General features: G+C 71.8%; 15 protein-coding genes. 8 read left to right on the forward strand and 7 right to left on the reverse strand.

The window, feature by feature from the left end:
* The first annotated feature begins 313 nt into the window (after window positions 1-313).
* Both IFT79_RS05100 and IFT79_RS05105 read left to right on the forward strand, forming a co-directional pair.
* Window positions 314-934 carry a DUF3887 domain-containing protein gene (locus tag IFT79_RS05100; protein ID WP_192123056.1) on the forward strand — a complete coding sequence of 207 codons (621 nt, stop codon included), beginning with the start codon at window positions 314-316 and terminating at the stop codon, window positions 932-934.
* Between the two features lie 130 nt (window positions 935-1,064).
* Window positions 1,065-1,784: a hypothetical protein gene (locus tag IFT79_RS05105; RefSeq protein WP_192123057.1), complete on the forward strand. Its 720-nt coding sequence runs from the start codon at window positions 1,065-1,067 to the stop codon at window positions 1,782-1,784.
* A 196-nt stretch (window positions 1,785-1,980) separates the two neighbouring features.
* Here the strand turns inward: IFT79_RS05105 and IFT79_RS05110 are convergent, their stop codons facing one another.
* Window positions 1,981-3,027 carry an NAD(P)-dependent alcohol dehydrogenase gene (locus IFT79_RS05110; protein ID WP_192123058.1) on the reverse strand — a complete coding sequence of 349 codons (1,047 nt, stop codon included), beginning with the start codon at window positions 3,025-3,027 and terminating at the stop codon, window positions 1,981-1,983.
* A 327-nt stretch (window positions 3,028-3,354) separates the two neighbouring features.
* Between IFT79_RS05110 and IFT79_RS05115 the strand changes: the two genes are divergently transcribed.
* Together IFT79_RS05115 and IFT79_RS05120 are read left to right on the forward strand one after the other, a co-directional pair.
* Entirely contained in the window at window positions 3,355-3,711 is a 357-nt protein-coding gene (locus IFT79_RS05115; protein WP_159828062.1) for a VOC family protein, read from the forward strand.
* A 128-nt stretch (window positions 3,712-3,839) separates the two neighbouring features.
* Entirely contained in the window at window positions 3,840-4,379 is a 540-nt protein-coding gene (locus tag IFT79_RS05120; protein ID WP_192123059.1) for a PadR family transcriptional regulator, read from the forward strand.
* A 285-nt stretch (window positions 4,380-4,664) separates the two neighbouring features.
* Here the strand turns inward: IFT79_RS05120 and IFT79_RS05125 are convergent, their stop codons facing one another.
* The gene (locus IFT79_RS05125; RefSeq protein WP_123571410.1) at window positions 4,665-5,495 is read right to left on the reverse strand and encodes an oxidoreductase; all 831 of its coding nucleotides are present in this window, start codon (window positions 5,493-5,495) and stop codon (window positions 4,665-4,667) included.
* Window positions 5,496-5,889: 394 nt separating this feature from the next.
* On the opposite strand from IFT79_RS05125, the gene IFT79_RS05130 reads away from it, so the two are divergent.
* From IFT79_RS05130 to IFT79_RS05145, 4 genes are all read left to right on the forward strand, one after another.
* Window positions 5,890-6,243 carry a carboxymuconolactone decarboxylase family protein gene (locus IFT79_RS05130; RefSeq protein WP_192123060.1) on the forward strand — a complete coding sequence of 118 codons (354 nt, stop codon included), beginning with the start codon at window positions 5,890-5,892 and terminating at the stop codon, window positions 6,241-6,243.
* Between the two features lie 7 nt (window positions 6,244-6,250).
* The gene (locus IFT79_RS05135) at window positions 6,251-6,661 is read left to right on the forward strand and encodes a (R)-mandelonitrile lyase (protein WP_159828071.1); all 411 of its coding nucleotides are present in this window, start codon (window positions 6,251-6,253) and stop codon (window positions 6,659-6,661) included.
* 123 nt (window positions 6,662-6,784) lie between these two features.
* Window positions 6,785-7,009: a hypothetical protein gene (locus IFT79_RS05140; protein WP_192123061.1), complete on the forward strand. Its 225-nt coding sequence runs from the start codon at window positions 6,785-6,787 to the stop codon at window positions 7,007-7,009.
* Between the two features lie 74 nt (window positions 7,010-7,083).
* Entirely contained in the window at window positions 7,084-7,668 is a 585-nt protein-coding gene (locus IFT79_RS05145; RefSeq protein WP_192123062.1) for a DUF1349 domain-containing protein, read from the forward strand.
* Window positions 7,669-7,826: 158 nt separating this feature from the next.
* Here IFT79_RS05145 and deoC read toward each other — a convergent pair whose 3' ends face one another.
* Genes deoC through IFT79_RS16855 form a run of 5 tightly spaced genes read right to left on the reverse strand, consistent with a single transcriptional unit; the run spans window position 7,827 to window position 13,789 of the window.
* The gene (deoC, locus tag IFT79_RS05150; protein WP_192123063.1) at window positions 7,827-8,537 is read right to left on the reverse strand and encodes a deoxyribose-phosphate aldolase; all 711 of its coding nucleotides are present in this window, start codon (window positions 8,535-8,537) and stop codon (window positions 7,827-7,829) included.
* 49 nt (window positions 8,538-8,586) lie between these two features.
* Window positions 8,587-9,648, reverse strand: coding sequence for an ABC transporter permease (locus IFT79_RS05155; protein WP_192123064.1), 1,062 nt, complete (start codon window positions 9,646-9,648; stop codon window positions 8,587-8,589).
* Window positions 9,641-11,239: a sugar ABC transporter ATP-binding protein gene (locus IFT79_RS05160; RefSeq protein ID WP_192123065.1), complete on the reverse strand. Its 1,599-nt coding sequence runs from the start codon at window positions 11,237-11,239 to the stop codon at window positions 9,641-9,643. The genes IFT79_RS05155 and IFT79_RS05160 overlap by 8 nt, the downstream gene beginning before the upstream one ends.
* Before the next feature lies 1 nt (window position 11,240).
* Complete coding sequence (locus tag IFT79_RS05165) at window positions 11,241-12,191, reverse strand: sugar-binding transcriptional regulator (RefSeq protein WP_192123066.1); 951 nt, start codon at window positions 12,189-12,191, stop codon at window positions 11,241-11,243.
* Window positions 12,188-13,789: an FGGY family carbohydrate kinase gene (locus tag IFT79_RS16855; protein ID WP_192123067.1), complete on the reverse strand. Its 1,602-nt coding sequence runs from the start codon at window positions 13,787-13,789 to the stop codon at window positions 12,188-12,190. The genes IFT79_RS05165 and IFT79_RS16855 overlap by 4 nt, the downstream gene beginning before the upstream one ends.

Below are 13,789 nucleotides of genomic sequence, written 5' to 3' on the forward strand. Positions count from 1 at the left end.
ACGGGTCCTCCAGGCTTTTGTCCGTTCAGATGACGGCCCGGCGATGGCGCCCGACCGTGGCGCCGCTCGGACCAGTCGGATCGTGGGACCCCGGAACCCTAGGCGCTGTCGCGGTCAGCGTAGGGGCGGCGGGTGTCCGGGAGGTGAACCGTGCCGCGCTGCACCCGGTTTCGAACGACGCACCCGGAAGCTTCGGGGTGCATCGTTCGAAATCGGGTGCGAGGGCGGGAGCGGGTGAGCCAGGAGAACACATGGACCAGCGGGACGAAAGCCGATCTTGACGCCACGACACGCGTCAATCTAGTCTTTACACATGTCGACCCCCTCCCGCACCCCGTCCCTGCTCGCGAGCCTCCTCGCCCGGGTCCAGGGTCTCGCGGCGTCGGTACACGGTCGACACGATCGGTCCTCGACACTCGCCGCGGTCCAGCGCGCGGCGGGCATGAAGGCCGACCTCGAGGCGGTCCTCACGGCCCTCGTGACCGATGCCCGCGACGCCGGGGCGACCTGGCAGGAAGTAGGAGACGTCATGTCCATCTCACGTCAAGCCGCTTACCAGAGGTTCGGCCAGGTGATCGACCCGAGGACGGGACGCCCGCTCGAGAAGGACGTCACGTCGGGTTCCGTCGAGCGGGCGACGACCGTCTTCGACCTGCTCAGCACGGGTCGCCCCGACGAGGTCCACACCCTCTTCGACGACGAGATGAAAAAAGCCATGGGCCCGACGCAGCTCGGCGACGTGTGGAGCCACGTCCTCGGTTCCGTCGGGGCGTTCGAGTCGAGCGGCACGCCCACGGCGCGTCGTTCCGGCGACTTCACCGTCGTGGACGTCCCCCTCCACTTCGAGGCCGGCGACATGGTCGGTCGCGTCTCGTGCCACCCCGACGGTCGTCTGGCCGGGCTCTTCCTCCTCGACCCCGCTGCCTCGTCATGACGCGCGCAGCCACGTACGCTGCTCCTCCTCCTCGCGGAGGAAATGCGAAAGACACGGTTGACAGCCTCCTCGCAGTCCTGACAGCGTGTCAGCAGATGCGGAAGGACAGCGACCAGGCCGGAGGATCACCATGACGGCTCTCACCGAGAACAGACACCTCGACGACGTCGAGATCCGGCGCGGTCGACTCTGGGCCTTCGTGCAGTTGCCCCTCGCGGGCGCCATCGTCGCCGGAGTGGCCACGGTGGTCTCGTGGGCCCCACGCCTTCCCGCCGAGGTAGCCAACCAGTGGTCTGCAGGAGACGTCACCACCGTCCGCCCCCTGGCCGTCACGGTCGCCTCCGTCGCGGTCCCCGCCGTCGCCACCTGGTTGCTCTTGGCCTTGGCCCGCGTCACCAGCGACTCGGTCAAGCTCGGACACCGATCGACGGTCGGCGCCCTGGCCGGGCTGACTCTCGTCCTGGCCGGTGCACTACCGCTGCTCGTCGCGCCCTCACTCGCCACGAGCGATCCCTGGTCGGCACCGGACCCGGGCATCGCGTCCCTCGTCGCACTCGGTGTGGTCGGCCTCTTGGTCGCAGTCGGGGTCGCCCTGGGGGTCGGCCGGCCGCCCGCCGGCGTCACGATCCCCGACGGCTCGTCGCCCGACGATCGCCCGCGTTCCACCGACGATGCTCCTCGGATCGACCGTCCCGTGGCGCGCCGGTCGCGGACGATCGGACTGGTCGCCGTCGTCGGCGCCTGTCTCGCCGCCGTCGTCCTGGCTGCCGTCAGGGTCGTCCCGTGGCCCTCAGCCCTTGTCGCCGGGGCCATCGCCGCACCCACGATGCGCGCCCTGCGGGGCCGCTGATCCCTCGCGTCCCGTGCCTCGGCTCGACGCAACCCGGCTCACGCACTGCACCGCGTTTCGTGCACTGCACCGCGTCTAGTCCGGGTGCAGTGCACGAAACGCGGTGCGGTGCGGTGCGGTGCGCCCACGGCCCACCGCGGGGACGACGAACGCCCCCGCACACTCGGTACGGGGGCGTCCGGCGGAACGGCTCGGATCAGGCGAAGGTCGCCGCGTCGATCACGAAGCGGTAGCGCACGTCGGACTTCAGGACGCGGTCGTAGGCCTCGTTGATCTGGTCGGCGTCGATCAGCTCGGTCTCGGGCACGATGCCGTGCTCGGCGCAGAAGTCGAGCATCTCCTGGGTCTCGCGGATGCCGCCGATGGCCGAACCGGCCCAGCTGCGACGCGCCGGGATCAGCGCGAACGCGGGCACCTCGAGTGGCTCGGACGGGGCGCCGACGTTGACGAGGGTGCCGTCGACGGCCAGCAGGCCGAGGTACGCGCCCATGTCGACCTTCGCCGAGACGGTGTTGATGATCAGGTCGAACGAGTTCGCCAGGTCGGTGAAGGTCTGCTCGTCGCTGGTCGCGTAGTGCGCCTTGGCGCCGAAACGCAGCGAGTCCTCCTTCTTCGAGGTGGTCTGCGACAGGACGGTGACGTCGGCGCCGAGTGCGGCGGCGATCTTGACGCCCATGTGGCCGAGGCCGCCCATGCCGACGATGGCGACCTTGGTGCCCTCGGTGACGCCCCAGTGGTGCAGCGGCGAGTACAGCGTGATGCCGGCGCAGAGCAGCGGTGCGACCTTGTCGTAGTCGAGCGACTCGGGCACGCGCAGCACGAAGTCCTCGGTGACGACGACGGCCTGCGAGTAGCCGCCCTGGGTGACGGTGCCGTCGGCCGGGTCGACGCTCGTGTAGGTGCCGGTGTTGCCCTTGGCGCAGTACTGCTCGTCGCCGCGCTTGCAGTACTCGCACTCGCCGCACGAGTTGACCATGCAGCCGACGCCGACGCGGTCGCCGACCTCGTGCTTGGTGACCTCGGAGCCGACCTCCGAGACGGTGCCGACGATCTCGTGACCGACGACCTGCGGGTACTGGATCTCGCCCCACTCGCCGCGGACGGTGTGGATGTCGCTGTGGCAGATGCCGGCGTAGGCGATGTCGATCATGACGTCCTTCGGGCCGACGTCGCGGCGCTCGATGGTCGTCTTGACGAGGGGCTCGGTGGCGGACGGTGCCGCGTAGGCGTTGACGGTGCGCATGGGTCTCCTGGGGTGGATTCGGTACGGGGACGAGGGGCGGGTCGGAACGCGGTGCTCGACGACGGGCTCCTCGTCATCGACGCTACGCCCCCGCGCCGATCGTGGGAGGCCCTGGCAGGGCCCCCGACGCGACGGCCCGCAGGAGGCGCGGTGCGCGACCGTCCGGCACCGCGCCTCCTGCGGGTGGTCCGCTCGGGCACCGGTCACCGTGAGACACGCTTCCGGGTGGGAAAGTGCCCTGACTCGCGGCTCGGCTCGCGCGGTGCGCGGCGTAGCAAGGAGCCAGACGCAGCACCGGGTGGTCCGGTGCCGGACGAAGGAGTCGACATGGCAAGCGGAGTGGCAACGGTATGGGTGCCCGTGACGGACATGGGGCGGGCGACGGCGTTCTACCGTGACGCGCTCGGCCTCACGGTGAAGGACGAGAGCGACGACTGGACCGAGATCGACGCGAACGGCCTGATGATCGGCCTCAACGGTCGAGAAGAGGCCGCGGCGTCGAGCGAGGGCGGGGCGGTCATCACGTTCCAGCCCGACGGCAGCCTCGAGGACGCGCTGGCCGACCTGCAGTCGCGCGGCGCCGACGTGACGGGCACGATCAGCGAGCACCCGTGGGGCCGCATCCTGCCCTTCAAGGACTCCGAGGGCAACGACCTGCAGTTCTACACGCCGCCGACCGACTGACGTCGGGGCCCTCAGGAGGGGCGGTGCCGGTCCGACCGGCACCGCGCCTCCCGCGTGTGGTGGCGCCGCGGCAGGGCCGGTCGCGCCGCGGTCGCGTCGACCCGGCCGCGACCCCCCATGATGTGGGGATGGTCACCGAGATCCTCATCCTGAGCAACCTGCTCGCCGGCCCGCAGCACGGGTACGACATCAAGCGGAACGTGCGGCGCCCGGGCCTCGGCGTGGTCAACAACAACGCCGTCTACACGACGCTGAAGCGCCTGCACGACCGGGGCGCGCTCGACCGTCGCACCGTGGAGACCACGGGTCGGCCGAACCGCCAGGTGTTCTCGCTGACCGACGCGGGCCGCGACCTGCTGATCGGGCGGGTCGCCGACTTCCCCCTCTCCCGCGCCGGCGACGACGAGGAGTTCTACGTCCGGTTCGCGCTGCTGGACCTGGTCGACGAGGCGACGCGGGCGACGATCTTCGCCACGCGCCTCCAGGCCCTCGACGAGCGCATGGCGACGGCCCAGGCCTACCTCGACGCCAGCCACGACGACGCGACGCGCTTCCCCGTCCAGTCGGTCGCCATGTTCCGGCACCTGCTCGACCAGCTGCACAGCGAGCGGGCCTGGGTCGAGGACTACTCGCGCGACGGCGAGATCGGTGCCCCCAGGGCCCCGTAGAACGGGGCACCTTTTTTCGTCCGTCCATTGATGACTAGTACCAACTGGACTAGCGTGACCTCGAAGCCACGCGTCAGCCGATCGCGTCACCTCGTCGCCGGCAGCCGACGTCACCGGCGTGGGCCGGCCCGGGCGACGAGGCGCCGTCGGGTCGTCGTGGCAGGGGCGTCACCGGTCGGGCCGGGGTGGCCGCGGGGGGTCGCGGGCACTCCGGAGGTGACAGCCTGCAGGAGGAGCGGGGTCGTCTGAACCGACACCGCACCTCCTGCAGGTGAGGCGACCGGCTCAGGCGTCGAAGTCGGTGGCGCGGCTGCGTTCCGCCCACGCGTCGACGTCGCGGCGGAGGTCGTCGAGTGCGCCCGTGACGATCTCGACGGCGTCCGAGCCGAGCAGCAGCAGGTACGGAGCCTCGCCCGAGTCGACCGCGTCGACGAGCAGGCGGGCACCGGCGGCGGGGTCGCCGGGCTGGGTGCCGTCCGAGGTGTCGGCCTCGATGCGGCGACGACCGGCGGTCTCGGCGTAGTCGGCGATGGGCGTGGCGGACTGCGTGAGCGAGCGCCCCGAGAAGTCGGTGCGGAACGAGCCCGGTTCGACGACCGTCGCCGTGATGCCGAGCGGGGCGAGTTCGGTGCGCAGGGCCATGGTCATCTGCTCGATCGCGGCCTTGACGGCGCCGTAGTAGCCCGAGCCGGGGCCCGTGCGGCGGGCGCCGATCGACGACAGGTTGACGATCGTGCCGCTGCGGCGGGCACGCATGCCGGGCAGGACGGCCTTGACGGTGCGGACGCTGCCGTGGAAGTGCGTGTCGAACAGGCGCGCCACGTCGGCGTCGTCGCCCTCCTCGACGGCGGAGCGGTAGCCGTAGCCGGCGTTGTTGACGAGGACGTCGACGCCGCCGAACCGCTCGGTGGCGAGGTGGACGGCCGCGGTCACCTGGTCGGGGTCGGTGACGTCCAGGGCGGTGGCGACGGCGTGGTCGGGGTGGGCGTCGGCGATGTCCTGCACGGCCGAGGCGTCGCGCGCGGTGACGACGACGTCGTGTCCGCGGGCCAGCGCCTCCTCGGCGAAGGCTCGCCCCAACCCCGTGGAGCAGCCGGTGATCAACCAGGTCGACATGTGTTCTCTTCTCTCTCGTGCGTCGCGGTCGCTGACGCGCCGCACTCCAGACAACCAAGGAGGCGCGGTGCCCGTCGGGTCCCGCCGCCCCCTGTCCCAGCAGTACCCCCCTCGCGTCGCTGCCCCGCGTCGCTGCCCCGCGTCGCACCGCCCACTGAACGTCGCACCGCCCACGTGCGCGGTGCGACGTCCAGTCGGCGGTGCGACGTCGGCGCCCGGCTCCCGCCGGGGCGGGGCGGGGCGTGTCGGGGCTGAGGGACCCTGGCGGGGCCTCCCTGCCCCGCCCGCGCCGGCCTAGCGTCGGTCACGACCCGGCCCGGCAGCCCCCCTCGCCCGGAGCCGGCGTCCGGCACCGGACGTCCCGGCCCCGACACCCACCACCAGGAGCTCAGCCATGTCAGAACAGCCCGTCCAGGTCGGCGGAGGGCGCACCCTCTTCGGCGACTTCGCCCCCAAGCTCGCCGAACTCACCGACGACGTCCTCTTCGCCGACGTCTGGAACCGCCCCGAACTGTCCGCGCGCGACCGCAGCCTCGTCACCGTCGCGGTGCTCACCGCCGGCGGCAACACCGAGCAGCTGCGGTTCCACCTCGGCCGCGCCGTCGAGAACGGCGTCACCCGGGACGAGCTCGTCGAGGCGATCACCCACGTGACGCTCTACGCGGGCTGGCCCCGCGGGATGGCCGCCATGGGCGTCGCCCAGGAGCTCTTCACCGACGACGCAGACGACGACACCGACGAGAAGTGAGGAACCCGTGAAGATCCTGCCCCCGCAGCCCACGACCCTGAACCCCGACGAGCAGTTCCCGGGCCAGGTGTGGCTCGACCCCATCGTCACCCCGCAGACCGACGACCAGCGCGCGACGGTCGCGAAGGTCCGCTTCGCGCCCGGCGCGCGGACCGCCTGGCACCACCACGCGCGGGGCCAGTTCCTGTACGTCACCGAGGGCGTCGCCCGGTTCGGCACCCGTGACGGAAAGGTCGTCGACGTCCACCCCGGGCAGACGATCTACCTCGCGCCCGGCGAGGAGCACTTCCACGCCGCCGCCGAGGGCAGCTTCATGGAGCACGTCGCCGTCCTCGAGGCGGCCGACGACCCGGCGACCACCACGACCTGGCTCGAGCGCATCACCGACGAGGACTACGCCGGCCGGGACGCCGACTGAGGCGCCGAGACCCCGGGAAGTCGCCGAGGAGGCGCGGTGCGATTCGATCCGGCACCGCGCCTCCTCGGGTCGCTCCGTCGCGCGGCCGAGCCGTTCGCGGCCGAACGCTCGTAGGGTCGAGGGATGACGACGACGACGTGGACGACCCTGCAGCTCATCCTCTCCGCCGGAGTGGTCGTGTGCGGTGCCCTGCTGACGAGGGGTGGCAGTGACCTCGTGGGCGTGCTGATGATCCTCAGCGGGTCAGCCTCGATCGTGGTCGGGCTGCGGGCCCTGGCCCTGACCCGGCGCGTCGAGAGGCAGCACGCCGCCCTCGAGGCCGGCGACGCCCCGACGCACGAGCGCTGACGCCGGCGGTGACGCCACCCCCGACGCCACCGCTGACGCCACTCCCCCCGACCACCACCGAGCACGAGGCCCCCATGACCGACATCCCCTGGACCACCGGCACCTGGACCACCGAGCCCACGGCCGTCGACGTCGCCGACGACGGCATGCGCGTCACGGCGACCGAGGGCAGCGACGCCTGGCGCCTCACGTCGTACGGGTTCGTCCACGACACCGAGCACGCCCTGGTCGCCCCGTTCGAGCAGGGCACCGCGATGGAGGTGTCGTTCGTGCTCGACTTCTCGGCCCAGTTCGACCAGGCCGGGATCTTCGTCTCGGTCGACCCCGAGACCTGGGTCAAGGCCGGGGTCGAGCTCAGCGACGGCGAGCAGAGCCTCGGCGCCGTGGTCACGCGGGGCCGGTCCGACTGGTCGCTCTCCCCCGTCGACTGGACCGGCCGCACCGTGACGATCCGAGCCAGCCGCTCCGGAGACGCGCTCACCATCCGGGCCCGGGTCGACGCCGAGCCGTGGCGCCTGGTCCGCGTCGCCCCGCTCTCCCCGGACGCCGCGGCGAGCGCCGGCCCCTTCTGCTGCGCCCCCTCGCGCGCCGACCTCACCGTGCACTTCACCTCGTGGACGACGTCCGCCGCCGACGAGAGCCTGCACCCCGAGGACTGAGCACCCCGGCCGGTGCACGCCGCGGGCTGACCGTTCCGGGCACCCCGCGGCCGAGCATGCGCCCGACCCCACGAGCCGCGCCCGGCAGAGCTCAGGAGGCGCGGTGTGGGCTGAGACGCGGAGCCTCGTCGTCGCGCTCAGCTCACGACCTGGGCGGATCAGTACCCGGCGACGGTGCCGCCGGCAGCGGCGTCGGCGAGCAGGGCGCGACTGCCGGACACGCCGAGCCGCGTGGCCCCCGCGGCGACGAACGCCCGGGCATCGGCGAGAGTGCGGACGCCGCCCGATGCCTTGACACCGAGCCGGCCACCGACGGTGCTCGACATGAGCTCCACCGCATGAACGGTGGCTCCGCCAGCGGGGTGGAAGCCGGTCGAGGTCTTGACGAAGTCCGCCCCGGCCGACTCGGCCGCTCGGCAGACCGCGACGATCTCGTCGTCGGTGAGCGCCGCCGACTCGATGATGACCTTGAGCACGGTCGGGGTGGGGACGGCTGCGCGGACCGCGGCGACGTCCTCCTCCACCGAAGCGAAGTCGCCTGCCTTGGCGGCGCCGATGTCGATGACCATGTCCACCTCGTCGGCGCCCGCTCGCACCGCCTCCGATGCCTCGGCGGCTTTGACGGCCGACGTGTGCTTCCCGCTGGGGAACCCGGCGACGACGGCGACCTTCAGGTCGGCACCCTCGGGCAGCACGAGGGGCAGCATCGACGGCGAGACGCACACCGAGTACGTGCCGAGCTCGATGGCTTCGGCGATCAGCGCGTCGACATCGCCACGGGTGGCCTCGGGTTTGAGCAGGGTGTGGTCGATCAGCCGTGCGACCTCCGTGGTCGTGGGCGCGGCGTCGGTCGAGGTGGCGTCGGTCATGTGTGGCTTCTCTCTCGGGGTGTACGGCTCGGAACGAAGGAAGGGGCGATCAGGCGCGCTTGCCGCGCTGGTCGAGGACGTGGTTCATGATGAGCGCCGCGACGAGGATGAGCCCTGTCACCACCATCTGGAAGAACGAGCTCAACCCCATCAGGTTGAAGAGGTTGCGCAGCACGGAGAGCAACAGCACGGCGATGAAGGTGCCTGCGACGCCACCCTTGCCACCGAAGAGGCTCGTGCCGCCGAGCACGACGGCCGCGATGGCGTCCAGCTCGAGCCCCTGGTTGGCGGTCGGCTGACCGATGGTGAGACGCCCGGTGAGGAGCACGCCCGCGAAGGCCGCGAGGCCGCCCGAGATGACGTAGACGCTCGTGACGATGCGGTTCACGGGCAGCCCCGAGAGACGTGCGGCGTCCTTGTTGCTGCCGACGGCGTAGACGTACTCGCCGTAGGTGGTGCGCTTCAGCACGAAGGCGACGACGAGCGTGACCAGGATGAACAGGACGCCGACGACGGGCACCCCGGCGATGGTGCCCGCTCCGAGGAAGCGCAGGCCGGTCGGGATCTCCGAGGTCGTGGGGGTGCCGTTCGTCGTCAGGTAGGTGACGCCCCGGACGCTCTGCAGCGCCGCCAGGGTCACCATGAAGGCGGGCAGCTTGAGGTAGGCGCTGAGGCTGCCGACGACACCTCCGCTGACGACGCCCGCTCCGATGGCGAGCAGCACGGCGATCGGCCACGGGACGCCCACGCCGATGAAGATCGCCACGAGCATGCCGGCGAGGGCGGCGACGCTGCCGACGGAGAGGTCGATCCCGGCGGTGAGGATGACCAGGGTCATGCCGATCGCGACGATGCCGACGAGGCTCGACTGCTGCAGGAGGTTCGAGAGGTTCTGCTGGGACAGGAACTCGGGTGCGACCAACGACGCGACCACGAAGAGCGCGACGAAGATGATCAACAGGTTGAACCGCACGAGGAGCGCCTGTCGCTGCTGGCGACCGGTCGCCTTCCCCGGCACGAGTGGTTTGCGAGGCCCGGTGGGGCCCGACGCTCCCCCGCCGCCGCGTCCCGAGGCGCGAGGAGTGTTGGTGATGACGGCGTTGTCAGTCATGGTCGATGCTTCCTGTCACGACGGCGCGGGCGATCTCGGCCGCAGGCGTCTGGTGGGGTTCGTATTCGGCGACGTTGCGGCCCTCGTGGAGGACCCAGACGCGGTCGCAGTTCTCGGTGAGTTCGGACAGTTCGCTGCTGGCCATCAGGACGCCGACACCGGTCGCGGCGAGTTCTCGCACCTGTGCGAAGAGATCCGCCTTGGCCCCGACGTCGAGTCCTCGGGTCGGTTCGTCGAGCAGCAGGAGGTCGATGCCACGAGCCATCCACTTGGCGAGCACGACCTTCTGCTGGTTGCCGCCCGAGAGCTGTCCGACGGCTTGGTCGACGTCCGCGTACTTCACGCCGAGCCCCGCGAGGGGGCCGGCGGCGACGCGGCGAGCGGCTGCGGCGGGGTTGAGCCCGAACGGCCTCAGCGCGGCAAGCCCGGCGTTGCGCAGGATCGACAGCTCGAGCAGCAAGCCCTGGCGTTTGCGATCTTCGGGCACCAAGCCGATGCCGAGGGCGACCGCCCTCTGCGACGACATCTTCGTGTGCCGCCGACCTCGGAAGGTCATGTCGAGTGTCGCGGACGAGTCGCCGAAGACCGAGGCGAGCAGGGTCGTTCGACCGGCACCACCGAGCCCCGCGAGGCCGACGATCTCGCCGGGTCGCACCCGTACGCCCCGCACGTCGAGCACCCCGGGGATGACCGCGCTCTCGATGTCGAGCAGTTGCCCGGTGCCCGTGAACGGCGGCCGCGTCGTGCTCTCCGACTCGGCGAGCTCCCGGCCGATCATGGCGTCGACGAGGTCGCGCTTGCTGACGGCGTCGACGGCGTAGGTGGCTACGGTGCGGCCGTCGCGCATCACCGTCGCGCGATCGCCGATCGCCTTGACCTCGTCGAGGCGATGCGAGATGTAGACGATGGACCTCCCCTCGGCGACGAGCTCGCGGATCACGTCGAACACGGCCTCGAGATCGTGCTCGGTGAGCGTGGCGGAGGGCTCGTCCATGACGATGATCCGCGCGTCGCTCGTCAGTGCGCGAGCGATGGCGGCCAGCTGCTGCTCCGAGACGGAGAGCGACCGGACGAGGGCCGACGGCGAGAACGTGCCCCCGACACGACGGATCGCCTCGGCCGCGAGCTCGGTGCGTCGACGGTGATCGACGAGCGGACCGCGGGTCGGCGCGTGGCCGAGGAACAGGTTCTGCGCGACCGTCAGGTCGGGGACGAGGTCGAGTTCCTGGTAGATGGTCGCGATGCCGGCGCGCACCCCGTCGAGCGGGTTCGAGAACGAGACGACCTCGCCGGCCACGGTGATCGTGCCCTCGTCCGGCAGGTACGAACCCGACAAGATCTTCATCATCGTGCTCTTCCCCGCGCCGTTCTCGCCGAGCAGGCAGTGCACCTCTCCCGGGGCGACCTCGAGGGTCGCCCCGTCGCAGGCCCGGGTGCCGGGAAACGACTTGACGATGCCGGTCATGACGAGCGCGGGCACGGCCGCGCCGTCGTCCCCGGAGGACGAGGAGGCGCGGGTCGGGCCCGAATCGCCGGCCCCGAGGCCGTGCGCGTGCGTGGTGGCCTCGGCCACCGGTCTCGCGATGTTCATGTCAGTGCTCCAGTACAGCCCGCGCGGCTGCCTCGTCCGTGACGAGCACGGAGCAGAGGCCGCTGACGAGGGCGGCGTTGATGATGCGGGACTTGGCGGCGCCGGCGGCGACCGCGACGCTCTGGGGGTGGGCGCGCAGGTCGTCGAGCGTCAGCCCGACGGTGCGGCTCTCGACGTCGGCGTCGGCGATGCCGCCGTCAGTCGTCACGTAGTGCCCGAGGACGTCGCCCACAGCACCGGCGCCACGGAGGCGCAGCAGTTCCTGGGCGGTCACGGCCCCGCTCTGCGCGAGCACGCTGCGCGGTCCGAGGGCTCCGAGCGAGAACAGCAGGGCGTCCGCTCCACGGGCGCTTTCGAGCACCTCGACCACGAAGGCCTCGCCGTACAGGGCGTCCCGCGTGGCGACGTGCTCGACGATGGCGGGCACGGGCAGCAGTGTCGCGCGACCGTCCCCGCTGTGGGCGATGCTCTGGGCGACGTTGGCGGCCGTCGTGGGTCGGACGGACCGGCTGATGCCGCCGTTGACCTGGATGACCTCGATGCCCTGGGTCCAACCGTGCGGCAGCACCGCCGCGACGCCCTCCATCGTGTTGCCCCACGAGACGCCGAGGGTGCGGAGCCGGTCGCCGTGCGACCGCAGCCACCCGGCCGCGGCGACCGCGACGTGCGCGTGCCCGTGCTCGTCGTCGTCAGGGGTCGGCACGACCACGCAGGCCCCGAGCCCGAACCGCGTACGGAGCTCCTGCTCCAGGTCGCTCTTGCGGGCCTGCGGGTGAACGACCCGGATCTGCACGATGCCCTCGGCACGCGCCTCCTCGAGCAGGCGCCCCACCTTCCACCGGGTGAGGTGCAGGTCGCGTCCGATCTCCTCCTGCGTGCGGCCCTGCTCGTAGTAGGCCTGCGCGACCGAGAGCAACAGGTCCGACCGGTCGGCCTCGAGGGCGGCGCTCATCGGAGCACCGCGCCGGAGCCCGCCTCGGGCACGAGGAGCGAGCGGGCGTCCGACGGAAGCGACGCAGCGGCGGTACGACGCGCCTCCTGACGGGCCGCCGTCGCGTGCATGACGGGGGTGAGGGCGCCCACGAGCTCGATGTAGTCGTCGTAGGTCTCGCGGTAGACCTCGTGGTGCGCCGCGTCGGGCGTCAGCACCCGGGTGCGGGGTGCGAAGAGGGTGGCCCCTTCGTCGAGGTCGCCGACCAGCCCGGCACCGACCGCGCCGATGACGGCGCACGCCCGGAGCGTGAGGTTGTCGCCGTCGACGATCTCGGCCTCACGGCCCAGCACGTCGACGGTGACCTGCTGCCACAGGGCGTTCTTCTCGATGCCGCCGGAGAAGACGAGGCGCTCGCACGAGACTCCGGCGCGCTCGAACGAGTCGACGACGCCCCGCGTTCCGCAGGCGACGGCTTCGACGGCGGCGCGATAGAGCTCTTCCCGCGTCGTGCCGAGCGTCAGGCCGACGACGGCGCCGCGCAGACGGGCGTCACGGTAAGGGGTCCGGTTGCCCATGAAGAAGTCGAGGGCTCGCAATCCGTGCACCTCGGGATCGACGGCGGTGGCACCCGCGATGAGCCCGGGGAGGTCGTCGCGGGCGATGCCCATGATCCCCTCCCCGGCCCACTTCAGCACCGATCCGCTGGTGACCTGTCCGCCCTCGACGAGCCACTTGGACGTGCGGAGGGCCTGGGGATACGGGCCCCACACCTCGGTCGTGTCGACGGGGGCGTCGACCTCGGCGATGATCGCCGACGACGTGCCCGAGACGAGCGACACCAGGCCGTCGCAGTCGCCGCCGCAGGCGAGGAGCGACACGTGGGCGTCGATGCCGCCCACGGCGACCGGAGCGCCGGGCTCCAGGCCGAGCTCGTCGGCCGCACGTCGAGTCAGCTCGCCCGCGACCGCGCCCACCGGCACGACCTCGTCCGGCAGCTTGTCGGCGAGGCCCTCGATGCCGAGGGCGGCGTAGAGCTCGACCGGGAAGCGTCGCGCGATCGGGTCGTAGTTGTACTTGCAGACGGCGTTCATCTGCGAGCCGACCCAGCGACCCGTGAGCCGGAAGGTGAGGTAATCGATCGCCTCGACGATGCGCGACGAACGATCGTACGTGTCGGGCTCGTTCTCGTGCAGCCACATCGCCTTCGGCACGAGCCACTCGGCGGCGTCCGATCCGCCCGACCAGGCCAGCACGGCGTGGTCGGTGGCGAAGTCGGCGGTGCGGCGGGACTGGGCGGAGGCGCGTGAGTCCATCCAGAGGATCGCCGGACGGAGGGGCGTGCCGGCCTCGTCGACGACGGCCACCGTGGAGGCGGTGGTCGCGGACGCGAGGGCGACGACGGGACCGGCGGCGCAGCACGCGTCCGTCGCCAGCAGGGTGCGGGCGGCGTCGACGAAGGCGGACCACCACTCCTCCGGGTCCTGCTCGGCCCACCCGGGACGGGGGAACGACGTCCGGTACGGACGGTGGACCGAGCCGAGCGACGTGCCGTCGTCGGTGAAGGCGCCGACCCGCGCGCCCTCGGTGCCGAGGTCGATGCTGAGGAGGACGCCCAC

The organism is Frigoribacterium sp. CFBP 8759 (genome assembly GCF_014841655.1).
Lineage (GTDB): Bacteria > Actinomycetota > Actinomycetes > Actinomycetales > Microbacteriaceae > Frigoribacterium.